This window comes from Natrinema sp. CGMCC1.2065 (assembly GCF_051225675.1).
Taxonomy (GTDB): Archaea; Halobacteriota; Halobacteria; order Halobacteriales; family Natrialbaceae; genus Natrinema; species Natrinema thermotolerans.
In genome coordinates this window covers 1-21,321 of record NZ_JBPJSJ010000015.1, presented here as the reverse complement: position 1 = coordinate 21,321, position 21,321 = coordinate 1, and the positions used below count along the sequence as shown (strand labels likewise).

Annotated in this window: 22 protein-coding genes and 1 rRNA gene; 15 read left to right on the top strand and 8 right to left on the bottom strand. The window is 67.1% G+C overall.

Translation table 11 applies throughout. The features are described from left to right. The first annotated feature begins 294 nt into the window (after nucleotides 1-294). From ACSBP4_RS14790 to ACSBP4_RS14775, 4 genes are all read left to right on the top strand, one after another. On the top strand, nucleotides 295-2,748 hold the full coding sequence (locus tag ACSBP4_RS14790) for a DUF5059 domain-containing protein (RefSeq protein ID WP_435552641.1): 2,454 nt from the start codon (nucleotides 295-297) through the stop codon (nucleotides 2,746-2,748). Nucleotides 2,749-2,847: 99 nt separating this feature from the next. Further along, entirely contained in the window at nucleotides 2,848-3,840 is a 993-nt protein-coding gene (gene cofD / locus ACSBP4_RS14785) for a 2-phospho-L-lactate transferase (protein WP_435552640.1), read from the top strand. Beyond that, nucleotides 3,837-4,598: a tRNA-dihydrouridine synthase gene (locus ACSBP4_RS14780; protein ID WP_435552639.1), complete on the top strand. Its 762-nt coding sequence runs from the start codon at nucleotides 3,837-3,839 to the stop codon at nucleotides 4,596-4,598. Before cofD ends, ACSBP4_RS14780 begins: the two co-directional genes overlap by 4 nt. 338 nt (nucleotides 4,599-4,936) lie before the next feature. Continuing rightward, nucleotides 4,937-6,199 carry an NRAMP family divalent metal transporter gene (locus ACSBP4_RS14775; RefSeq protein ID WP_049966865.1) on the top strand — a complete coding sequence of 421 codons (1,263 nt, stop codon included), beginning with the start codon at nucleotides 4,937-4,939 and terminating at the stop codon, nucleotides 6,197-6,199. Between the two features lie 6 nt (nucleotides 6,200-6,205). On the opposite strand, the gene ACSBP4_RS14770 is transcribed toward ACSBP4_RS14775, so the two are convergent. Further along, a complete protein-coding gene (locus ACSBP4_RS14770; RefSeq protein ID WP_006180483.1) occupies nucleotides 6,206-6,550 on the bottom strand; it encodes a cupin domain-containing protein in 345 nt (114 codons plus the stop codon). Between the two features lie 141 nt (nucleotides 6,551-6,691). Here ACSBP4_RS14770 and ACSBP4_RS14765 point away from each other — a divergent pair, with 141 nt between their 5' ends. The 3 genes from ACSBP4_RS14765 (at nucleotide 6,692) to ACSBP4_RS14755 (ending at nucleotide 8,438) form a co-directional block, all read left to right on the top strand. Beyond that, the gene (locus tag ACSBP4_RS14765; protein ID WP_435552638.1) at nucleotides 6,692-7,543 is read left to right on the top strand and encodes a triphosphoribosyl-dephospho-CoA synthase; all 852 of its coding nucleotides are present in this window, start codon (nucleotides 6,692-6,694) and stop codon (nucleotides 7,541-7,543) included. Next, entirely contained in the window at nucleotides 7,540-8,136 is a 597-nt protein-coding gene (locus ACSBP4_RS14760) for a DUF447 domain-containing protein (protein ID WP_435552637.1), read from the top strand. Before ACSBP4_RS14765 ends, ACSBP4_RS14760 begins: the two co-directional genes overlap by 4 nt. 110 nt (nucleotides 8,137-8,246) lie before the next feature. Further along, nucleotides 8,247-8,438, top strand: coding sequence for a 30S ribosomal protein S17e (locus tag ACSBP4_RS14755; RefSeq protein WP_006651267.1), 192 nt, complete (start codon nucleotides 8,247-8,249; stop codon nucleotides 8,436-8,438). A 153-nt stretch (nucleotides 8,439-8,591) separates the two neighbouring features. Here the strand turns inward: ACSBP4_RS14755 and ACSBP4_RS14750 are convergent, their stop codons facing one another. Then, nucleotides 8,592-8,873, bottom strand: coding sequence for a hypothetical protein (locus ACSBP4_RS14750; RefSeq protein WP_006651268.1), 282 nt, complete (start codon nucleotides 8,871-8,873; stop codon nucleotides 8,592-8,594). 206 nt (nucleotides 8,874-9,079) lie between these two features. On the opposite strand from ACSBP4_RS14750, the gene asd reads away from it, so the two are divergent. The 3 genes from asd (at nucleotide 9,080) to ACSBP4_RS14735 (ending at nucleotide 11,245) form a co-directional block, all read left to right on the top strand. After that, nucleotides 9,080-10,114 (top strand): aspartate-semialdehyde dehydrogenase, encoded by a 1,035-nt coding sequence (gene asd, locus ACSBP4_RS14745; RefSeq protein WP_006651269.1) that lies wholly within the window; start codon nucleotides 9,080-9,082, stop codon nucleotides 10,112-10,114. Between the two features lie 124 nt (nucleotides 10,115-10,238). Next, nucleotides 10,239-10,883 carry a helix-turn-helix domain-containing protein gene (locus ACSBP4_RS14740; RefSeq protein ID WP_435552636.1) on the top strand — a complete coding sequence of 215 codons (645 nt, stop codon included), beginning with the start codon at nucleotides 10,239-10,241 and terminating at the stop codon, nucleotides 10,881-10,883. Nucleotides 10,884-10,936: 53 nt separating this feature from the next. After that, nucleotides 10,937-11,245, top strand: coding sequence for a HalOD1 output domain-containing protein (locus tag ACSBP4_RS14735; protein ID WP_435552635.1), 309 nt, complete (start codon nucleotides 10,937-10,939; stop codon nucleotides 11,243-11,245). Between the two features lie 18 nt (nucleotides 11,246-11,263). Here ACSBP4_RS14735 and ACSBP4_RS14730 read toward each other — a convergent pair whose 3' ends face one another. Both ACSBP4_RS14730 and ACSBP4_RS14725 read right to left on the bottom strand, forming a co-directional pair. Beyond that, nucleotides 11,264-11,695 (bottom strand): universal stress protein, encoded by a 432-nt coding sequence (locus tag ACSBP4_RS14730; protein WP_006651272.1) that lies wholly within the window; start codon nucleotides 11,693-11,695, stop codon nucleotides 11,264-11,266. A 132-nt stretch (nucleotides 11,696-11,827) separates the two neighbouring features. After that, the gene (locus tag ACSBP4_RS14725) at nucleotides 11,828-12,796 is read right to left on the bottom strand and encodes a D-2-hydroxyacid dehydrogenase (protein WP_435552634.1); all 969 of its coding nucleotides are present in this window, start codon (nucleotides 12,794-12,796) and stop codon (nucleotides 11,828-11,830) included. A gap of 155 nt (nucleotides 12,797-12,951) precedes the next feature. On the opposite strand from ACSBP4_RS14725, the gene ACSBP4_RS14720 reads away from it, so the two are divergent. The 3 genes from ACSBP4_RS14720 (at nucleotide 12,952) to ACSBP4_RS14710 (ending at nucleotide 15,530) form a co-directional block, all read left to right on the top strand. After that, complete coding sequence (locus ACSBP4_RS14720; RefSeq protein ID WP_006180473.1) at nucleotides 12,952-13,080, top strand: hypothetical protein; 129 nt, start codon at nucleotides 12,952-12,954, stop codon at nucleotides 13,078-13,080. Nucleotides 13,081-13,151: 71 nt separating this feature from the next. Beyond that, on the top strand, nucleotides 13,152-14,543 hold the full coding sequence (locus ACSBP4_RS14715; protein ID WP_435552633.1) for an NAD(P)/FAD-dependent oxidoreductase: 1,392 nt from the start codon (nucleotides 13,152-13,154) through the stop codon (nucleotides 14,541-14,543). Between the two features lie 78 nt (nucleotides 14,544-14,621). After that, entirely contained in the window at nucleotides 14,622-15,530 is a 909-nt protein-coding gene (locus ACSBP4_RS14710; RefSeq protein ID WP_435552632.1) for a cytochrome c oxidase subunit 3, read from the top strand. 16 nt (nucleotides 15,531-15,546) lie between these two features. Here ACSBP4_RS14710 and ACSBP4_RS14705 read toward each other — a convergent pair whose 3' ends face one another. After that, the gene (locus ACSBP4_RS14705; protein WP_162834905.1) at nucleotides 15,547-15,723 is read right to left on the bottom strand and encodes a hypothetical protein; all 177 of its coding nucleotides are present in this window, start codon (nucleotides 15,721-15,723) and stop codon (nucleotides 15,547-15,549) included. 323 nt (nucleotides 15,724-16,046) lie between these two features. Between ACSBP4_RS14705 and ACSBP4_RS14700 the strand changes: the two genes are divergently transcribed. Then, nucleotides 16,047-16,871 carry a manganese catalase family protein gene (locus tag ACSBP4_RS14700; RefSeq protein ID WP_373632617.1) on the top strand — a complete coding sequence of 275 codons (825 nt, stop codon included), beginning with the start codon at nucleotides 16,047-16,049 and terminating at the stop codon, nucleotides 16,869-16,871. Between the two features lie 42 nt (nucleotides 16,872-16,913). On the opposite strand, the gene ACSBP4_RS14695 is transcribed toward ACSBP4_RS14700, so the two are convergent. Continuing rightward, nucleotides 16,914-17,498: a hypothetical protein gene (locus ACSBP4_RS14695; RefSeq protein WP_049966874.1), complete on the bottom strand. Its 585-nt coding sequence runs from the start codon at nucleotides 17,496-17,498 to the stop codon at nucleotides 16,914-16,916. Then, the gene (locus tag ACSBP4_RS14690; protein ID WP_435552631.1) at nucleotides 17,495-19,777 is read right to left on the bottom strand and encodes a DUF6789 family protein; all 2,283 of its coding nucleotides are present in this window, start codon (nucleotides 19,775-19,777) and stop codon (nucleotides 17,495-17,497) included. The genes ACSBP4_RS14695 and ACSBP4_RS14690 overlap by 4 nt, the downstream gene beginning before the upstream one ends. A 219-nt stretch (nucleotides 19,778-19,996) precedes the next feature. On the opposite strand from ACSBP4_RS14690, the gene coxB reads away from it, so the two are divergent. Next, nucleotides 19,997-20,764 (top strand): cytochrome c oxidase subunit II, encoded by a 768-nt coding sequence (coxB, locus tag ACSBP4_RS14685; RefSeq protein WP_049966876.1) that lies wholly within the window; start codon nucleotides 19,997-19,999, stop codon nucleotides 20,762-20,764. 461 nt (nucleotides 20,765-21,225) lie between these two features. Here coxB and rrf read toward each other — a convergent pair. Then, nucleotides 21,226-21,321: ribosomal RNA gene (gene rrf, locus ACSBP4_RS14680) — 5S ribosomal RNA — on the bottom strand; the annotation flags it as partial.

Sequence of the window (21,321 nt, the reverse complement as noted above, 5' to 3'; positions counted from 1 at the left end):
ATACGCCTCGCTTGGACATGTGGTTGTGCATTATTAATAATTAAGGTAAGTCCGCCGGCGGGAGAGACTCGTACATGACCCCGACGACGCGATTCTCACAACATATTCGGGAAAACGTTCATGTTGCTACCGGCAATTCTTCCGATAGGTTATTTAGGTAGACCTAAATATTCGGAGAAGGATCCGCCGTCCCGATCGCGGACGAGGAATTGAGAGCGCCGCCTGCACTATTATTCTGCCTCTCTGTCCGGAAAGTGTCGAAGACCATTTATACTTTTAGGCCAGCCTAAAAATATGCGACAGACACGACGGACGTGGTTGAAGGGGAGCGGCGCTGCACTCGTAACTCTCGGTCTCGCCGGTTGTTCCGGCGACGGCGACGGGGACGACGAGTCGACGGACGACGGGGGTCCAAGCGACGAGGAATCGGCGACCGTCGAGCCGGCCGAGCGGGCCGTCGCCGCCGAGTGGAACGCGATGCGGGCGCGCCTGTGGGACGCACTCACGGCGGGTGAAGCCGGGGAGGTCGGAACGGGTGCCGCCATCGCCGGCGACACGTTCGAACGGTTCGAGACCGCAAGCGGCGAGTACAACGCCCACGAACTCCTCGAGGAGACGGATCACGACCGCTACGAGGCGTTCGAGGAAGCCCTCGGCGAACTCCGGACGGAGGGCCTCGATCGCGGGGACATCGGCCGGGCACGCGAGGAGACCGTCATCGGCAGTGACGAACTCGGCCAGGCCCAAACGGCGCTCGTCGGCGAGGAGACGGCACAGGCGCTCGACCTCCAGTCGATCGGTACGTCGACGGCTGACGCCGTCGTCGCCGCCGAGGCCGGTGCCTTCGACGCCGCCGAAACGGTCGCGACCGACGCGCTCGAGCGGTTCGAGGAGGCCGCGGTCCACGACGCGATCGAGGAGGCCGACGGCGAGATCTACGAGCGGTTCGAGAGCGCCCTCGAGGCCGTCGCGGCGGCCGCGGGAGAAGAAGACCTCGAGGGCGTCCGCTCGAGCGCGACGGACACGCTCGCGGCGGCCAACGACGGCGCGTACGCCCTCGCACCGTCCGAGTCGGCGGCGGGGGCCGGTCAGATCGCTACCTATCAGGCCCGTGGCTGGGACGCCGCGGCGCTTTCGGGACTAGGCGGGCCGTCGACGGCGTTCGCACACGCGGCCGCACTGACCGGCTATCGGGCACGGGCCCACGACGCCGTCTGGCTCTTCGAGCGCGGACACGGAGACGCGGCCGGGCGAATCGTCGAGAACGCCTTCGCCCACTTCGAGGGCGCTCGCGCACACGAGACCCTCGAGGAAGCCAGCGAGGACGCCTACCACCGGTTCGAAGAGGACGGACTCGACGCGCTCGCGACGGCTATCGAAAACGACGACCTAGAAGGCGTCGAGAGTGCCGTCACCGCCGTCGACGAGGGGCTCGTGACCGGGATCGAGGCACTCGGGACCGGCGTCGAACCCGCCCTGCTCGAGGCGGGGTTCTTCAAAGCCCGGCTCGGAGACGCCGTCGAGCGGTACCGACTCGGCGAGAGCGAGGTCGCCGCCGAGATCGCCAGCGGGCTGTTCGAGACCTTCGAAGCGAACGAGGCCGACTTCCACGAGACGCTCGAGGAAACCGACCACGACCTCTACGAGACCTTCGAGGACGAACACCTGAACGGACTGATCGACGCGTTCGAAAACGAGGACGACGCGGCCGTCGCCGACCACGCCGACGGCCTCGCGGCGACGCTGCTCGAGTTCGAGACGACCGCCGGCACGACCGCACAGGTCAGCGCCGTCGAGAGTGGTGCGATGGCGGCTCGGGCGTTCGACGCGGGCGCACTGGACGTCCTCGGTGCGGCGGATCGTGCGGAAACCGTGCTGCAGGACGTCTTCGAGGACTTCGAGCGCGGTGCCGGCGGCTTCCACGAGGCGCTCGAGGAGGCCGACCACGATCGGTATGAATCGTTCGAGGGCGCGCTCGGCGACGCCAGAAACGCCGCCGCCGACGGCGGGGACGTGAGCGCGGCGGCCCGGGCGTTCAACGAGCAGGCGATCGAAGCGACCTATACCGTCGTCGCGGACGCGGGCGGCTCGTTCGGAGACGCCGCCGCGTCGCTCGCATCGGACGCGCTCGCGTCGTTCGAGGGAGCGCGGGCCCACGAACTCCTCGAGGAGGCCGACCACGATATCTACGAGGGCTTCGAGGCGGCGCTCGAGGACTACATCGGTGCGCTCGAGGACGGGTCGGACGTCGAGACGGCCGCCGAGACGTTCGCGACGGCGGCACTGCGAGCGCAGTTCGCGGTCGCCGGCGCGCCCGACGCCGCCCCGAGCGGCGACGGAACGGGCGACTCCGGCGAGGGGCCCGGTTCGGAGACCGACCTCGAGGGCGGGCCGAACGTCGTCGAAGGCGTTCCGGACGACGCCGACCACGTCGTCGATATGCAGGCCGTCGCGTTCGAGCCGGAGACGCTCACCGTCGCGCAGGGCGACACCGTCGCCTGGAAACACGCGGCCGGCGAACCCCACTCCGTCACGGCCTACGAGGACCGGATTCCGGACGATGCCGACTACTGGGCCTCGGGTGGGTTCGACGGCGAGGACGCCGCCCGCGAGGGCTGGGAGAACGGCAAGGGCGCGGTTCAGTCGGGCGAGTCCTACGTCCACACCTTTGAGACGACCGGCGAACACGAGTACGTCTGTATTCCTCACGAGAAGGCCGGAATGGTCGGGACCGTCGTCGTCGAGTGACCGGCCGGGTCGCGTCGATCCGACCACGTACACTCCGTCACCGGCCACGCCCGCGGTCGGCCGAAAGCGATTAAGTACCCTCGCTCGAGAGTTGCGGGTATGGTAACCTTCCTCTCCGGGGGCACCGGCACGCCGAAGCTGTTAGACGGCGCTGCCGCCGCGTTCTCGCCGGAGGAGACCACGGTCGTCGCCAACACGGGCGACGACATCGAACTCGGCGGACTCTTCGTCTCGCCGGACGTCGATACGCTGTTGTTTCAGGGCGGTGGGATCCTCGACCGGGAGACGTGGTGGGGCATCGAGGGCGATACGCATCGAACGAACTCGGCGCTGAAAGACATCGCGTCGGCCGCGGACCTCCCCGACGGCCCGCAGTACCTCCCCGAGGAGAAACAGACCGACGGCCGCGACCTCGCGAACTGGCGGCGCTTTTCGGGGGTCGCCGAGTTCATGACGATCGGCGATCGCGACCGGGCCGTCCACATCACGCGGACCAGCCTCCTCGACGAGGGGTACACGCTGAGCGAGGCGACCCGGCAACTCGCCGACGGGTTCGGACTCACGATCGACCTGTTCCCGATGAGCGACGATCCCGTCGCCAGCCTCGTCCACACGGACGAGGGGCTGATGCACTTTCAGGAGTACTGGGTCGCCCACCGGGGCGAGCCGACCGTCGACACCGTCGAGTTTCGGGGCTCCTCACAGGCCGAGCCCGCACCGGGCGTCCTCGAGGCGCTCGACGACACCGTCGTCATCGGCCCCTCGAATCCGGTCACCAGTATCGGACCGATGCTCGCGTTGCCGGGCGTCGCCGAGGCGCTCGCCGAGACCACGGTCGTCGCCGTCTCGCCGTTCCTCGGGGACGACGCGTTCTCCGGGCCCGCCGGCGACCTCATGGCGGCGGTCAACGCAAAGCCAAGCACTGCGGGGTTGGCGACCGCCTATCCCTTCGCCGACGCCTTCGTGATCGACGAGAGCGACGACGCTACCCTCGAAGCTCCGGCGGTCAGGACCGACATCGGGATCGACTCCCGAGAGGACGCCGCCCGCGTGATCCGCGCGATCGAGGCGGCGATCGAGCGCGTGGCATGAGCCACGAGCTATCGTTCACACCGCCGCTCGCGCTGGCCAGCCTCAGCGGCGAGGCCGACGCCGACTGGGCGCGGGCCGGGGCCGAGTACGCGGGGGCCGCGTTCCTCGGCGGGATCGCACTCGACGACGACTCACGTGCGGCCGCGCGAGAACTCGTTGCCCGCGATCGGACGGAGTTCCTCCCCGACGATCCGCTCTCTTTTCTCGAGGGCGAACTCGACGCGCTCGCGGACGTCCCGATCCAGCCGGCGTTCAACGTCCGCAGTACCACGATCGAACCGGTGGTCGACGCCGCCCGGCGCTGTCGCGACCGGGACGCGTACCTCGAGATCAACGCCCACTGCCGCCAAGACGAGCTGTGTGCCGTCGGCTGCGGCGAAACCCTGCTGCGAGACGGCGAGCGCCTCGCAACTTACGTCGCCAGAGCAGCCGACACCGGCGCGACCGTCGGCGTGAAGGTCCGCGCAGAGGTCCCCGGCGTCGACCTGCCCGCCCTCGCCGCCCGGCTCGAGCGCGCGGGCGCGGCCTTCGTCCACGTCGACGCGATGGACAGCGAGTCCGTCGTCGCCGACGTGGTCGATGCGACCGATCTCTTCGTCATCGCCAACAACGGCGTCCGCGACGACGAGACCGTCCGCGAGTACGTCGACTACGGCGCGGACGCGGTCAGCGTCGGCCGCCCAAGCGACACCCCCGCCGTCCTCGAGCGGGTCAACGACGCCGTGGACCGGCGACTGGGGCTCGAGGCGAGCCGATAGCGACGGCGCGGCCGCCGAGCGCCGGGGCCGCGTGAGCCCGCTCTGCAGGTCCCGGTGAACGGGTCGCTGCGAGGCCCGATGGGTAAAGCGGGTTGAAGTATCCGGCGCTGCCCTCTCCCCGATGGGAGCGTTGTCTGTAGCCGGACTATTATGGGGGCGCTGAACCGAACGCCGGGCGTCGTTTCGCCGTCGAACAGTGGCCGCGACAGAACCGAGTTACCGATCAGTACTAGCACGATCACGACACCGCCCGACGCACAGCCGTTCGAACGCATCTGGTCGTCCGTCAGGGTTCGGCCACTCCGCCGAATCGACCGCCTGAAAACGGAGGGTCACGAATGAGTATCCGGAACCTGTCCGCAGTCGACTATCTCGCCGGGCAGGCACAGCAGTACGGGTTGGCGTTCGTGATGGTCGCGAGCTACTTCGGCTCCGGGTCGATATTCATCGCCAGTCAGGCGGGGGTCATACACGGCTACACGCTGCTGTGGGCCGTCGTCGGCGCTGCACTGCTCGGGTTCATGGCACAGGATATGAGCGCCAGACTGGGCATTCACGGGACCTCGCTGATGGTGTTCGTCCGCGAAAAGGTCGGCCGGCCCGCGGCGATGGCGATCGCACTGTTCCTGTCGATCGGCTGTGTGGCGTGGACGATCGGACTGGTCGCGGCCGTTGGGGCCGGCTTCTCGTTCCTGGTCGGCGGCGCGATCGGCTGGCAACCGATCGCCGTCGTGGCGACGCTGGCGGCGATCGGCGTCGGACTGCTGAACTACGACACCGTCGAGACCCTGATGATCGCCATGATGCTCTCGTTGATGGTCATGTACGTCATCGTCGCCGTTCCCAGCGGCGCGGATTTGAATGCCGTCGCCCTCGGGTTCATCCCGACGACGGAAACGTTCGGCGCGCTCCCGATGGCCGCCGGCTTGCTCGGCACGACCGCGCTGTGGCCCAACTTCTTCCTCGAGTCGATCCTCGTCCACGAGAAGGGATGGACCGACCAGAGCGACCTGCCCGGCGCGCGGGCCGATCTGGCGATCGGCTACGCCGTCGGCGGGCTGACGACGCTCGCGATCCTGATCACCGCCGCGGCGCTGCTGCGCCCGATGGGCTTTACGCAACTCGACACGTTCATCACCCCCGGAAAGGCGCTGGTCGAGGTCCTCGGCGTGTGGGCGATGGTTCTTTTCGTCATCGGCGTCATCGTGGCCGCGTTCAACAGTATCATCCCGATTATGTGGACGCCCGCCTACATGATTCCGCAGGCCGCCGGCTACGAAGTCAATAAGGGCGACCGGCGATTCACGATCGTCTTCGTGACCCTAACGGGGATCGGCGTCTTCTCGCCGGTATTCAGTCGAGTGCTCGATCTCTCGGTCATCGATATGGCGATCCTGTTCCCGACGGTCAACGGCATCTTCGGCCTCCCGGTCGCGGCCACCCTGCTGTTCTGGGCGGTCAACGACCGCGAGACCATGGGCGAGTACCGGAACTCCCGGTGGCTGAACGTCGTCAACGCCTCGCTGGTGGTGCTGGCGATCACTCTGGGCGCGCTCGCCATGCAGGGATTCCTCGACCTGTTCACCGGCGGCGGTTTCTGACGGGGACTACAGCGGCGCGCCGACCAACACGAGCTTCGCTCGCTCGTCGTACTGGTTCAGGATCTGGCGCGACTCCTCGGGGTCGAGCCGGATCGCCTCGTCTGTCTCGAGGGTCACGGTCTCGCCCGCGTCGGTCAGGTCGACGTCGACCCGTCCCTCGACAACGTAGTAGACTTCCTCCTGTCCCGACTCCGCCTCGGCGTGTTCCATCCCCTTGCCGCCGGGCTCGAGTTCGAGGATCGAGATGCCCAGCTCCTCGGTGGCGAGTGGCTCCTTGAGGAACCACATGCCGCCCCACTCCTCGTCGATGACTGAGTCCGGATCGGTCTTGGCGACGGTGTCGTAGCCCATACGCCATGAATGCTTGCCTCGAGGCTTAAATCGATGGGACGGCGAACCCGTTGCAGGGAACGGCCCTCGCCCCGTCGATCGACGCGACTCGAGTCGCCGCGAACCCCCACCCCTAAGCCGCCTCGGCACACAGCGATCCGTATGCGAACGTCGGCCCAGAACGCGGAACTGGCCTTGCTCCTCGAGGTCGCGGGGACGCCCAAGCCGGGCAACGTCGACCGCGAGCGCGACCTCGCGGACCTGCGGTTCGAACACTTCCTCGCCGGGGCCGTCGGCGCTCGGGACGGACTCGAGCGGGCGGCATCGGGCGCGGCGATCGGGTCGGCCTTCGAACGGGCCGTCGAGGGGATGGCCGCCCAGGAAGGCGGAAACACGCAGTTCGGAGCGCTCCTGTTGCTCGTGCCGCTGGTTCGGGCTGCCAACGATGATTTCGATCGATCGGCCGCCGAAGCCGTCGTCCGCGAGACGACCGTCGCCGACGCGGCGGGGTTCTACCGTGCGTTCGACCACGTCGACGTCGCCGTCGACGACCCGCCGGCGGAACTGGACGCCCTCGACGTGCGCCGGGGGGCCGACGCGGTGCCGGCCCTCGAAGAGCGCGGGCTGACGCTGCTGGATATCATGGAGCGGTCGGTTCCCGGCGACGGCGTTGCCCGCGAGTGGGTCAACGGGTTCGAGCGGTCGTTCGCGGCCGCCGACCGACTCGCCGCGGCCGAGGGGCCGCTCTCGGACCGGACCGCCGCGGTCTTTCTCTCCCTGCTCGCCGGGCGACCCGATACCCTCGTCGCGACGCGTCACGGCGAGGCGACCGCCCGCGAGGTCACCGACCGGGCCGCGGCACTGGTCGCCGACGGCGCCCTCGAGACCGATCGCCGGACCGTCGACCGGTTCGCCGACGACCTGGTCGAGCGGGGAATCAACCCCGGGACCACGGCCGATATCACGGCCGCGGGACTGTTCGTCGCGCTCGAGCGGGGGTCGATCACGGTATGAGCGGCGAGCGCGGATCAGAGAGCGGCGACGCCGCGACGTGGCCCGTCGACCTCGCCGGCGTCACCGAAACCGTCGTGACCACGCTCGGCCCGAACGGGCTGTGGAACGCCGCAGCGCTCGGGCTCCACGCGGGCGATCCCGTCACCGCGCGGACGTGGGGGAACACCCGCACCCGGCGGAACTTCCACCGACAAGGCGAGGCCTACGTCCAGTTCGTCGACGACCCCGTCGTCTTCGCCGACGCCGCCTGCGCGATCCTCGAGCGCGAGGACCCGATCCTCGAGTCGGCCAGCGCCTGGGCGCGGGTCACCGTCGAGCGGATCGACGCGGGCAGCGAAGGCGGCACCGACTGGGAGGAGTGGACGCTTCGCCCCGTCGAGTCGGCAATCGAGCGCGAGACGGTCCCGACGATCGACCGCGGGTTCGGGGCCGTCGTCGAGGCGACCGTCGCCGCCTCACGGCTCGGGGTCGACGAATACGACGAGGGCGAGTTACGCGACCGCCTCGAGTACTGTGCCGCGGTCGTCGAGCGGGCCGGCGGCCCCCGAGAGCGGGAGGCTCTCGAGCGGGTTCGCGACCAGTCGCGGTGGTGAGGGGACGGCGCGGAACCGATGCGGACGACCGCGGTCGTGGCGGGGCCGTGGGCGACCGGTCGCCGCCGCAGAACGAATGGCTTTAGGGCGCGCTCCATGAACCACTCGATATGGCAATCAAGCCGGCCTACGTCAAGAAGACGGGGACCCTCCTCCTCGAGCGGTACCCGGAGGCGTTCACGACCGACTTCGAACAGAACAAGGAAAGCGTCGCAAAGCTCACCAACGTCGAGTCCAAGGGCGTTCGCAACCGGATCGCCGGCTACGTCACCCGGAAGAAGGGCTCGGAAGTCCCCGCATAACTCGCTTTCTCACCTCGAGATCGATCGCACAAGCCGAGAAGCGACGCGTCTCCGCCGCGACCGCTGTCGCGGCTACTGTGAGTCATCGTAACGCTGTCGTCGCGCGTTGTGACCGGGCCGCTCGGTGGTCGACGGCCGGGCCGGCAAACCGAGTTACTCGCCGAAGCCGGGTTCCATGTAGAGCGCGGCGACAAGCGCCACCAAGGCGATGCCGAAGGCGAACAGCAGCCCGACGAAGCCGGTCAGAATGTTCAGTTCGAAGCCCAAAAGCGGGAGCGCCGCCGTCGCCTCGTCGGTGCCCGCGGCGGAGTAGCCCGTCCACGCGAAGAGGACGCCGACCAGCGCCGCGACGGCCGCAAGCACCGTCGCACCGATACTAAAGGGGGTATCGAACAGCCCGCCAGTACTCGCGGTCGAACTCGTCATCGGAACCACCTCTGGCCTGCCGCCTCGAGTCGGTCCTGTCGGTCGTACATCGATCGATAGGTACCGCTCCGTTTTCTTAATATCTTCTATCCGTTCGGAGCGCCATCCTCGCGGCCGGTCGGCGGCCGGCGTTGGCGACGTGTGCAACTTCGACGATTGACACTCGCTACCGAAAACCCAAACGGTTTTGCGGACACGACTCGGAGTGCCGGAAAATGGCAGTACGAGTAGGCGTACTCGGTGCGACCGGTGCGGTTGGACAGCGACTGATTCAATTGCTCGACCCCCATCCGGAGTTCGAGATCGCGGCCCTGACCGCGAGCGACGCAAGCGCCGGCAAGACGTATCGACAGGCATCGAAGTGGCGCGTCGACAGCCCCATTCCCGAGGACGTCGCCGAGACGACCGTCACGGCGACCGACCCCGACGAGGTCCCCAACGACGTCGACCTGATCTTCTCGTCGCTCCCGTCGAGCGTCGGTGCGGAAGTCGAACCCGGCTTCTGTGAGGCCGGCTACGTCGTCTCCTCGAACTCCTCGAATGGCCGGATGGACGACGACATCCCCCTCGTGATTCCGGAGGTCAACGCCGACCACCTCGACTTGCTCGAGGTCCAGCGCGACGAGCGCGGCTGGGACGGCGCGATGGTCAAAAACCCCAATTGCTCGACGATCACCTTCGTCCCCACGCTTGCCGCCCTGACCGACTTCGGCCTCGAGAAGGTTCACGTCTCGACGCTGCAGGCGGTCTCCGGCGCGGGCTACGACGGCGTGTCCTCGATGGAGATCATCGACAACGCCATCCCCTACATCGGCGGCGAGGAGGACAAACTCGAGACCGAGTCCCGCAAACTGCTGGGCGAGTTCGACGGGGCCGAACTATCGCACAACGACATGTCGGTCGCGGCCTCCTGCAACCGCATCCCGACCATCGACGGCCACCTCGAGAACGTTTGGGTCGAGACCGCGGACGACCTGACCGCCGACGCGGCCGCCGAGGCCATGCGGGAGTATCCGTCGCTCGATCTCCGCTCCTCACCCGAGCCGCTCATCCACGTCTTCGAGGAGCCCGACCGACCCCAGCCCCGGATGGACCGTACGCTGGGCGACGGCATGGCCATCGCCGCGGGCGGGCTGCAGGAGTCGCCCTTCGGCCTGCAGTACAACTGTCTGGCCCACAATACGATCCGCGGTGCCGCCGGCGCGAGCGTTCTCAACGGCGAACTGCTGCTCGAACACGGCTACATCTGAACGGCACACGCCGTTCCCCCTCGATCGTCCGCCGAGTGGCCGATCGGTTCTCTCGTCGACACGCACCAACCCAGTTAGTGCCGTAGTATAACAGTCCCGGCGACGTACCTCGAGCGAAGGCCCCATGGTACTCATCGTCGAGTTCGAAATCGGGACGCCGATCCTCCGACAGACCGTCGACGCCGTCTCCCGGATCGACGTCGAGGAGATCTATCAGTCGGAGACGGGGTCGACGAAACTCGTCTGCTGGATGTACGGCGACGACCTCGAGAGCGTCGAACCCGCGCTCGCCGACGACACCACCGTCGCAGCCGTCTCGCTGCTCGAGGATCCAGGCGATCGCCGTCTCTACAGCGTCACGCTGTCGGAGCGGGGACAGGCCCATCTGACGTATCCGACGGCGGCGAAGTACGACATCGGGTATCAGGAGATCACCGTCACCGAGGAGACGAGCATTCGGGCCCGCGTACCGACCCGAGAGGCGCTGTTCGCATATCGGGACGTCTGTCGTGAGAAAGAGATTCCGTTCCGGATCCAGCGTATCTTCGAGGAATCGGCCGCCGCCGGGGACCGGTACGGGATCACCGAACGCCAGCGGAAGGCACTGATCGTCGCTCTCGAGGAGGGCTACTTCGACGTACCCCGCGAGACGACGCTCTCCGCGGTCGCCGCGAAACTCGACATCTCGGATCAGGCGCTGTCCGCCCGCCTCCGGCGGGGGCAGGCCAACCTCCTGCGGAACACGATCGGCGGACCGGCCCCCACTTGAAGGGTTGGCCCTCCAATCGTGGTTGCTTCCCGCGGCCGGCCGGTATCGTGTGTATGGAAACTGAGCCTACCACCGACCGGTTGACGCTTCACGAATCTACCAGTACGCACCAGGCCGACCCGGACACGCCCCCGAGCGAGGCCGTCATCGACGCGATCGCGGCCGACTCGTCGTTCGACGCCCTCGAACTCGCCGACGAGTTCGGCCCGTTGTACGACGTGATCGACCCGTCTGCGCTCGATTCGCTCTTCCAGTCGACGGCGGGGGCCGACCGCTGTGTCGGGTCGGTCACGTTCGAGTACGCGGGCTACCGGGTCGGCGTCGACCAGACCGGCCGCGTCGAACTCGCCGCCCTCGAGTGAGTGTTTCACGTTGCTCCGTCAGTCGTCCGTTCGCGGGAGCGCGACCACCGGAATCGTGGCCTGTTTGACCAGTCGTCGAGCCACGTCACCGGTAAGTAGCTCCACGAACCGGTTCCCTTCGCGAGGCTCGAAGACGACGGCTTCGACATCGCGCTCCTCGGCCGCGTCGAAGATCGTTTCGACGACGTCCGTCCCGAAGAGGATCGCCGTTTCGACCGAGGCCGCTCGATCCGCGAGCGGCCCGCGGGCACGCTCGAAGATCTCCTCGGCGTAGTCCTCGCGCTGTTCGACCGAGGCCTTGTCCGGCGCACCGCCCGCCTTCTCGATGACATTGACGAAGAGTACCGAACTCTCGGGGCCGAGATACGGTGCCAGCGCCGCCGCCGTTCGTTCGCCGTCGTCGGGGTCGGCGACGGGCACGAGGACCCGGCCGTCGAACGTCAGTACCATCGTCCGCCTCCCGTCCACACGGACGCGTTCGCTCGAGTCACACAGTCTGTGCTGTCCATACGCGCCGTTCGTCGCAAAGGGGCAAAAAGGTGCGTCGAATCGACTGGCGGCGGACGGCACGGCCGGCGCGTCTCAGGGACGGACCTGATTCTCGAGGGCGTCGTCGCCGTTCGCGTGCCGACGGACGTTCTCGGCGACGATATCCGCGAGTCGCTCGTAGTACTCGGGCGTGTGGCCCGCGTTGTGGGGCGTAATCTGTACGTTTTCGAAGGTCCACAACGGGTGATCCTCCGGCAGCGGCTCGGGATCGGTAACGTCCAGCGCGGCCCCGCGGAGCCGGTTCGAGCGCAGCGCCGCGACCAGCGCGTCGGTGTCGACGACGGGGCCGCGGGCGACGTTGACCAGCACTGCCTCGGGGTCGATCGTGACCAGCGCCTCGCGGTCGATCAGCCCCCGCGTCGTTTCGGTGAGCGGACACGCGAGGACGAGGTAGTCCGTCCGCGCGAGTGCATCGTCGAACCCCTCGCCCTCGAACCCGATCACCTCGTCGGTCGGCCCGCCTTTCTCGGGCGTATATCGCACTCCGATCGTCTCGACCCCGAACGGCTCGAGCCGCTCGGCGACCGCCTCGCCGATCGCGCCGAGACCGACGATCGTCACCGTCGACCCCTGCAGTTCGTGGGCCTGATAGTGGCGCCACTCCCGGCGATCCTGTCGCCGCCGGCCGACGTGGAACCGCCGGACGAACCCCAGGATCGCGCCCAGCACGTGTTCGCCGATGTTCGGCCCGTGGACGCCCGAGGCGTTGGTCACCGCGACGCCCCGCTCTTCGAGTTCCTCGAGGGGGAGATGGCCCGTCCCCGCGTAGGCGCAGGCGAAGACCTCGAGCGCGTCGGCCGACTCGAGGAGATCACGCTCGAGTCTCATACCGGTCGCGAACGTCGCCGACCGGATCGCCTCGCGTTCCGCGGCAGGGGTCCGCGCGAGTTCGACGCTGCGGTCGGGGAGCCGCTCGCGGATCGCGTCGGCGTACTGTTCGACCGGCATCCCGTGGGTGCCACGCCGGAGGACCAGCACGTCCGGCGCGTCGGCCTCACTCATGTCCCCATCCTCGTCCAGTGCGATCAAAAGCGTTCGTCTCGCGGCACTGCGGGCGGTCGGGGCCGCCCCTCGAGGGATCGAGTCACTGGCAGCGTCCCACCCATCAAATGACGTGACCATCACGTTTAAGCGAGCGAGCCACGAACGCCGACAGTATGCCTTCAGACGAGTTTCTCGACGGCGAATCGCTCACCGGACGACAGGCGGCGATCATCTTCGCGGGCTTTCTCGGGTTCATCATCGGTTCCGGCGTCTTGCTCGTCCTGGCCAGAGGCCTCTTCTAACTGCGACCGGTCCGTTCGCCGGACAGTCCGCCTCGCAGTTTTTATAATGACGCGCTGAGTCCGAACGTCGTATGGAACGCGTAGACGTCGCGATCGTCGGCGGCGGCCCCGCCGGTGCGTCCGCGGCCGAGCAAGCGGCAGCCCACGGCGCGGAAACCGTGCTCTTCGAGCAGGGGGTCCCCCGAGAGGATCGGGAAGGAGTGGGTCCCGACTCGACCGACGCCGCCGGAATGCTCGACTACTGGATCGACCTCATGGAGTTCGACTACCGCGAGATTCCCGACGACGTCATCCACCGGGAACTCGAGGGCACCGAGTTCATCGGCCCGAACAGCGCCGTCGAACTGACCTCGACCGGGATGGACGCCAGCTATCCGAAGTTCGGCTACACCTTCCATCGCGCCCGCATGGATGACTGGCTCCACGAGCGTGCGACCGACGCCGGGGCCGATCTCCGGGTCGGCGTCGGCGTCAAGGACCTCGAGACGGACCTCCGGGCCTCGAGCCCGAAGGGGCCCACCCATACCCTGACGCTGTCGAACGGCGACGAGATCGAGGCCCAGTACGTCGTGCTGGCCGACGGCCCCCAGCGCCGGATCACGCTCGACGCCCTCGATCAGTTCACCGCGCCCGGCCGCAGCGTCTCCGACCACCTCTCGCCGCCGGAGGCGAATCATATCGCCTACCAGGAGTACCGGGAGTTCCCGGAAGAACTGTTCGCGGAGTTCGAGGACCGACTCAAGTTCTGGTGGGGATACATGCCCGGCGAAACCGCCTACCCGTGGGTCTTCCCCAACGACGGTACTGTCGCCCGCGTCGGGCTGACGATGCCGATCGGGATGACGCTCGAGGACGTCGAGGATCCCGGCTCCTACAAGCTCCTGCGGCCGGACGACGACCGGATCCCCTCCGGTGCCGAGTACATCAGCCGCCTACTCGAGCAGGAGTACGGCGACGAGTACGATATCGAGACGGACATCCCCCGCGTCGAGGACCGCGGCAAGTCCAAGGGGACCGAGACCTACCCGATCTCCTCGACGCGGCCGATCGACTCGCCCGTCGGCGCGAACATCGCCGTCGCCGGCGGCGCGATGGGCACTACCTCGGCCTTTCACGAGGGTGGCTACCACGTCGCCGTCCGCACCGGCAAGATCGCCGGTCGACTCGCCGGCACTGACTCGCTCGAGAACTACAACGAGATCTGGAAGGACGCCATCGGCGACGAGATCCTGCGCAACGTCGCTTTCGCTGACATCGTCGCCGACTACGGCCCCGACGACTGGGACTGGGCGTTCTCGACCGTCAACGACATGCAGGGCAACGGCACCGACGACGGCCTGATCGCGCGGAAGTACACTGCCGGGTTCGACGCCGCGAAGATCGCCGCGACCTACAAGCGTACGAAGTTCACGTACCGCGACGGGGGCTACGTCCAGCTCGCCGAGGACGACTACTTCTACTGATCGGCACCGTCGCCGTACGCCGACCCTACCCACGCGTCCGCAGCGACCCTTTTTCGGCGTCGGCGTGGAAGCGCGCCTATGGGAACCGGTGACGGCTCCGACCGCACTCCGCCCCCTCGAGCCGACGGCTCCGGCCATCACGTCCCCGAGGGGCAGGCACCCGAGGAGTACGGCGACCACCGCGGACACGGTGACGGCGACGACCACGAGCATCGAAGCCGGTGGCCGCTGATCGCCGCCGCCGGAGCCGCCGGGCTCTACGCCGGCGTCGCGATCGCCGTTCTGGGTACCGAAACCGGGCTCGTGCCACCGCTCGTCGGCGTCGCCCTCGCCGTCCTCGGGGCGGGCCTCTTGCTGTCCGGCGTCGGCGGCTGGCTCCGGGAGGCGTTTCTGGTGCCGGCCCGCGACCACGACGCGACGGCGTCCCCCGAGTCCCGCGAGTCGTACGTCTCGACGACCGTACTCTTCCTGGCGACCGACGTCTCGACGTTCGGGGCGCTGTTCGTCTACTACGCCTTCGTCAGAGTCGGCGCGTGGCCGCCCGCGGAACTCCCGCCGCTCGTGGGCTCGCTCGTCGCCGTCAACACCGCGATCCTGCTCGCCAGCAGCGTCACTGTTCACTACGCGCACGCGGCCCTCGAGGCGGAGAACCGGCGGCGCTTCCTCGGGTTACTCGGGACGACGCTGGTCCTCGGGCTCGTCTTCCTCGCTGGGCAGGCCTACGAGTACTACGAGTTCGTCGCCGTGGAGGGCTTTTCCCTCGATAGCGGTGCCTTCGGGACTGCCTTCTACGGCCTGACCGGGCTCCACGGGTTTCACGTCGCGCTCGGGGTCGGGGCCATCGGGGTCCTGTGCTGGCGGGCGCTACGGGGTCACTACGGGCCGGACCGGGACACCTCCGTCGCGACCGTCTCGCTGTACTGGCACTTCGTCGATCTCGTCTGGCTCGTCCTCGTGGCCGTCCTCTACGTCGGGGCGTCGGTCTGATCGGCAGGGGCCGCCACTACGGGAGTTCGTCGGCGTCGGTCTCGAGGACCCGGAGCGTCGACGAGGGACACTCACAGAAGTCCGACTGGCCGAGCGGTTGAAGCGTTCCGTCGGGCCAGACCTGCACGATACCGATCTCCCCGCAACGCGGACACGTCGCGGCGGCTCTGTGTTTCTCATCGGTGTTAGCCACCGGGGTCACCTCGCGGCGAACCGTACCACAGCCACCGTTGAAAAACCCCGGCCGCCGTTCCGTGACGGGGGACCGCGTCGTCTCGAGGAACGCGTATCGGGACTCGGGCCCGGCGAGTTCACGGCCATGTCGCCCCCCGACACTGAGGCTCGAGCGATCTCCCCCCGCGGCGAGTCGGCGACGAGGCGTGGCTCGAGATTGCCGCCTTCGATCCGTCTGCCACGCCATCCGAGTGGTTCGTATCGATTAGTTACCAGTCGGTTACACGTTCAGCACCGGTCGTAACAGTGGTTTATCACCTCAGTCGTGGGCAGGACCAGTGGATGTTCTTCCAAGAACCGGAACTCCAGTACGAGGTCACCGTCGAAGAACCGGACCCCCACTTCGCGAAGCTCCTCCAGCAAGCGATCGGCGGACAGGAAGGCGAGATGCGCGTCGCGCTCCAGTACATGTTCCAGGCGTGGGCGGTGCCGGAACAGCACGAGGAGTATCGGAACCTGCTGATGGAAACCGCCGCGGAGGAACTCGGCCACATCGAGATGCTCGCGACGGCAGTCACGAAGAACCTCAGAGGGTCCGCCAAGAGCATGAGCGAGGAAGTCCGAGAGACCGCAGACATGGCCGAGTCGATGACCGCGCAGGGCCCGCGACAGTTCCTCTCGGCGGGCGAGTCGGCGATGCCGGTCGACAGCAACGGCGCACCCTTTACCGGCAACTACATCGTCGCCTCCGGCAACCTCGCCGGCGACCTCTACGCGAACGTGATGGCCGAGGCGACCGGCCGTACCCTCGCGACGCGGCTCTGGAACTACACCGACGACCCCGGGATGAAGGACATGCTCTCCTATCTCATCGCCCGGGACACGATGCACCAGAACCAGTGGCTTCAGGCCCTCGAGACCCTCGACGACCCGGTTCCAGTTCCCGCAAGCTTCCCGCAAGAACAGGAGAATCAGGACGTCAACTACACGTTCATGTCGACCCGCCGTGAGGAACAGCCCGACCCCGGCTACCCCTGGACGGAGGGTGAGGCTCCCGACGGGAAAGGCCAGTTCTCCTATGCCGCCGAGCAGCCGGGTGACGGCGACGTCGCCGCCCCCGATCCGGATCCGATGACAAACGACGACCCGAACCGGACGGATCAGTAGCGCCGCCCCGCCGAGTGACCGCCGCCGAACGCGAGCGTCATCTCAGTCCGACCGGTCGCGGCCGACCCGCTCCTCGAAGCCAGCCATCTTCCGATAGATCGGCGGCGTCAACACGCTCACGATCCCGATCAGGATCGCGATCGCCCCGATCGGGAACAAAAGCGGCGCGACCTCGAGACAGCTGTTTTGGGACGTGATCCGGACGTAGTAGCGCTGCCCCTCGTACTCGACGATCGCCCCCTCGAGCAGCGCCGCCCGGTTTCTCACCTCGCCGTCGACTTTCGCCTCCCGAAGCGGGCTGTCGATCGCCTCCTCGAGGGCCCGTTGCTCGGCCGTTGAAAGCGCCGCGGCGGGCAGTTCTTCGACGGTCGAGGGCGAGCCCTCGCGTTCGTCGACCGACGTCGCCGAGATCGTCGGTTCGCCACAGAGTCCGATCCCGTCCTGAACCACGACGTAGCCGCCGACGATCGCCAGCGGCAGTCCTACTGCGATCAGGACGACACCGAGAAAGGGCACAGCGTAGGTCAACACCAGCGACTCCGCGGCCGCCGTGGGCTCGAGCGGCCCCGTCTCGTCGGTGGCAGGGGTCTCCGTCCCGTCGGCCGCCCGCTCGTCGTCCGCACTCATCCGTCGTCCCCCGTCGACGGACGGCGCTGGCGGCCGCCCAAGACCGCGATCGTCCCGGCCAGACCCAGCCCGTAGACCCAGTGGGCGACGATCACGAACAGGACGTAGGTCACCAGCTCGAGGCCGGACTGGCCGGTGTAGAAGGCAAGCGCGAAGCCCGAGGCAATGACCGTCGCGTACCACAGCCCCGTCACCAGGGTCAACTCGCCGGGCAGGTACTCGCCCAGCGAGAGAAAGAGCAGCGGCCAGACCGTCATCCCCCCGAGGAGGAACAGGCCGTAGCCGAGCGCGAGGTTCGCCGGCAGCCCGACGAACGTCGCCAGCGTCGCGAACGCCTCGAGATCGAACGATCCCAAGGCTACTGCCACGAGAAGGGTACCCGTCAACAACATCGTGCCGACGAACCCACCGGCTGCGCCCGTCCCGGCGTCGTTCGCCACCCGCTTTGCCACCGGGACGATCCGGCCGTACAGCGACAGCGGGCGCTCCCCCTGTGCCGGAACGTACGATGGCCGGACCGCCTCGGGTTCGCTGGGCGGGACGCCGCGCTCGCGCTCGAGGCGGTCCTCCAACCACTGCCACTCGGGGGTGAACTGCTCGGTCGCTTTCAGGTCCCAGGGATCCGCCGTCTCGACCGGCGTTCCCTGGAAGTACGACCAGAGCATGTTGTACAGCCACATGAGGACGCTGATGCCGATGAGGAAGGCACCGACCGTCGCGACGACCTGCAGCCCCGAGTACTCGGCCGGATAGGTTGCGTACCGGCGAGGTAACTCGAGGAAACCGAGCGCCATCAGCGTCATGAACGTGAGCGCGGACCCGACGACCAAAAGCGACGACTGGAAGATTGCGAGTCGGCGGTCGTACATCCGACCCGTAAGCAGGGGATACCAGTAGTAGCTGGCGGCGAACATCATGAGCGGGATGATCCCCATGAGGATGAGATGGAAGTGACCGACGACGTAGTAGGTGCCGTGATAGACCACGTCGATCGGGATCACCGCGAGGAAGATACCGGTGACGCCGCCGACGATAAACAGGCCGATCGAGCCGACACAGAGGATCGTCGGCGCGGCCAGTCGAACGTCACCGTTCCACATCGTCGTAATCCAGTTGAAGACCTTGATCGCGCTGGGGACGGCGATGGCGATCGACGTCGCCATGAAACTCGCCCGGACTCGAGGGTCGACGCCGGTGACGAACATGTGGTGGGCCCAAACACCAAAGGAAAGGACGCCGATGGCGATCGTCGAGTAGACGATGAACTTGAACCCGAACAGCTTGCGGCCGACGAACTTCGGCAAGATCAGACTCATCAGCCCAGTCGCCGGGAGGAAGATGATGTACACCTCCGGATGACCCCAGAACCAGAATAGGTGTTGCCAGAGGATCGGTCCCCCGCCCTCGACCGCGAAGAAGGTCGTCCCGAAGTTACGATCGAACAACAGCATCAACAGGGCGGTGCCGAGCAACGGGAACGCGAAGATGATGATCGCACTCGTGACGAGAATATTCCACGAAAAGATATCGAGGTTCGCCCACCCGATCGACTCGTCGCGCTCGTAGACGACCGTCGTGATGAAGTTGAGCGCGCCGATCGTGGTTGCGATCCCGCTCAGATGCAGTCCTAGCAGCAGGAAGTTCGTCTGCGGGTTCGGTGCCAGCGACAAGGGCGGATACACCGTCCAGCCGATCGCCGGCTCCTTGAACGCGAACAAGACCGACAACCGATCCGCCGAGACCACGACCGCGAGTAGCGCCCCCGTCACCTCGGCGATGATACCGAACCGAGCGAGCAACAGCGACGGCGGCAACAGCCAGAACCCGACGGCGTTGAGCCGCGGAAACGCCATGTCGTCTGCCCCGATCAACAGCGGCAGGAAGTAGTTCCCGATCCCGAAGAACACCGGCGTCACGAAGAAGATCAACATCGTGAGCCCATGCATCGTGAACAGCTCGTTGTACGTCCCTTCCGTCCAGAGAGTCGCCTCGGGCGTCAGCAGATGGGTCCGGATCATCATCCCGTCGATCCCGCCCCAGATCGCCGCGACGGTACCGAGCGCGATGTAGAGCAGTCCGATCTCGCGATGATTCGTCGTCGTCGTCCAACGAACGGCCGCCGCCTTCGCGTCGGCCAGCGAAATCCGTCGCCGCTGCTCCCGGACGTACCCGCCGTCCGGCGACGTCTCCGCTCGCCACCGGCTGGCGAGCGCGACCGTCAGCAGACAGCCCGCGAGGACGAGGCCGAACAGCGACACCTCCGCGAGCGCACGGTTCATCGCCACCGGTCACCCCCCATCGCTCGAGCGCCCCGCTCTCGGCCGCACATAGCGGTTGCCTCACCATCGGTTCCAATAAATATGGGCCGGCGTTTCCCTGACTGTCACCGCCCGTAATACGCCGTTTGGGAGTATTCACCGCTTACGACCACTACGCGGTCGTGACAGTTTACCGAACCACGAAGGCCGTATATCCCGCCAGTCGTCGAAGCCCCGTCAATGGACCGTCGACGCACGCTCGTCGCGCTCGTCGTCGCGGCGCTCTCGCTGCTTCTCGCGATGGGCACGGTCGCCGCCCAGTCCGAAAACCGTGACCTCATCGACGGCCTCGAGTACCAACTGCTCTACGTCGCCCTGCCGCTCACGCTCTTCGTCCTCCTGATCCTCGTCTACGCGGCCGTCAAGTTCCACGACAACGACGACCCCCAACCGACCACCGAGGATCCCGCCCTCGAGATCACCTGGACCGTCGCGACCGCGCTCATCCTCCTGTTCGTCGGCCTCTCGGGCTACAGCGTCCTCGTCAACCCCTACGTCTCCCCGTCGCAGGCCCTCGAGGGCGAGGACACAAGTCAGGACGGGTTCGACTCGTTCGCGGACCTCCCCGACACCGACGACGAAGAGGTTCACGTCCGGGGCTACCAGTGGGAGTGGCAGGCCACCTACCCAGAGGCCAACGTCACGACCGAATCCGAGATCGTGATCCCTGCCGACACGGACGTCACGTTCTGGCTCACCAGCGACGACGTCGTCCACTCGCTTTTCGTCCCCGATCTGGGTGTCAAACAGGACGCCTTCCCGGGCGACTACACTCGCGCCCGCACGACCGTCTCCGAACCCGGCCGCTACGACGCCGTCTGTGCCGAGTTCTGTGGGGCCGGTCACTCCCGGATGGACGGCTCCATCGTCGTCGTCGAGCGCGACACCTACGACGAATGGCTGGCAGCGAACGAGGGCACCATCACGGACGCACCCGACCCCGGTTGACCCTCCGTTCGCGGACGGGACTGAGCTACAAGAGTTAAACGGGCCACGCGCATAGGTCCGGTGCGTGCCTTCAGTCCCCGTCCGAGCAAACCCGTTTCGGGTGCGATGACAGCACGGCGAACCCGGGCACGCGACAGTCAGTTACTGGAGGGCTCCTCGAGTCCTTCCGCCCGGCACGAGGGTTAGCCAGCCGACGCGGCACGCCGCCACGGGATGAGGCTGGACGTTAGTGTTCCGGGCGACATTTCCACTACTACTGAGATCCTTCGCTACCGACTGCAGGAAAGAACGGGCATGTAATAGGCGGGAATCAATTTTCGGTACTCAGTCCGGTGCAGTAGCTACCCGATTTCTAATAGCACCGATCGAAGTATCGGAACTGTCTCGGTTTCTGATAAATACAGAAACCCCCGACGGCCACTGGATAGCAGTGGCTGCTCGGGGGTGAAAGTGAGTATGAATGGTGGCGGCGAATCAGATTTCCCAGAGGGTCGCCCACTCCAGTACTGACCGAAACGCAGGCGAGCTTATCTTCCGTGTTCGGGATGGGTACGGGA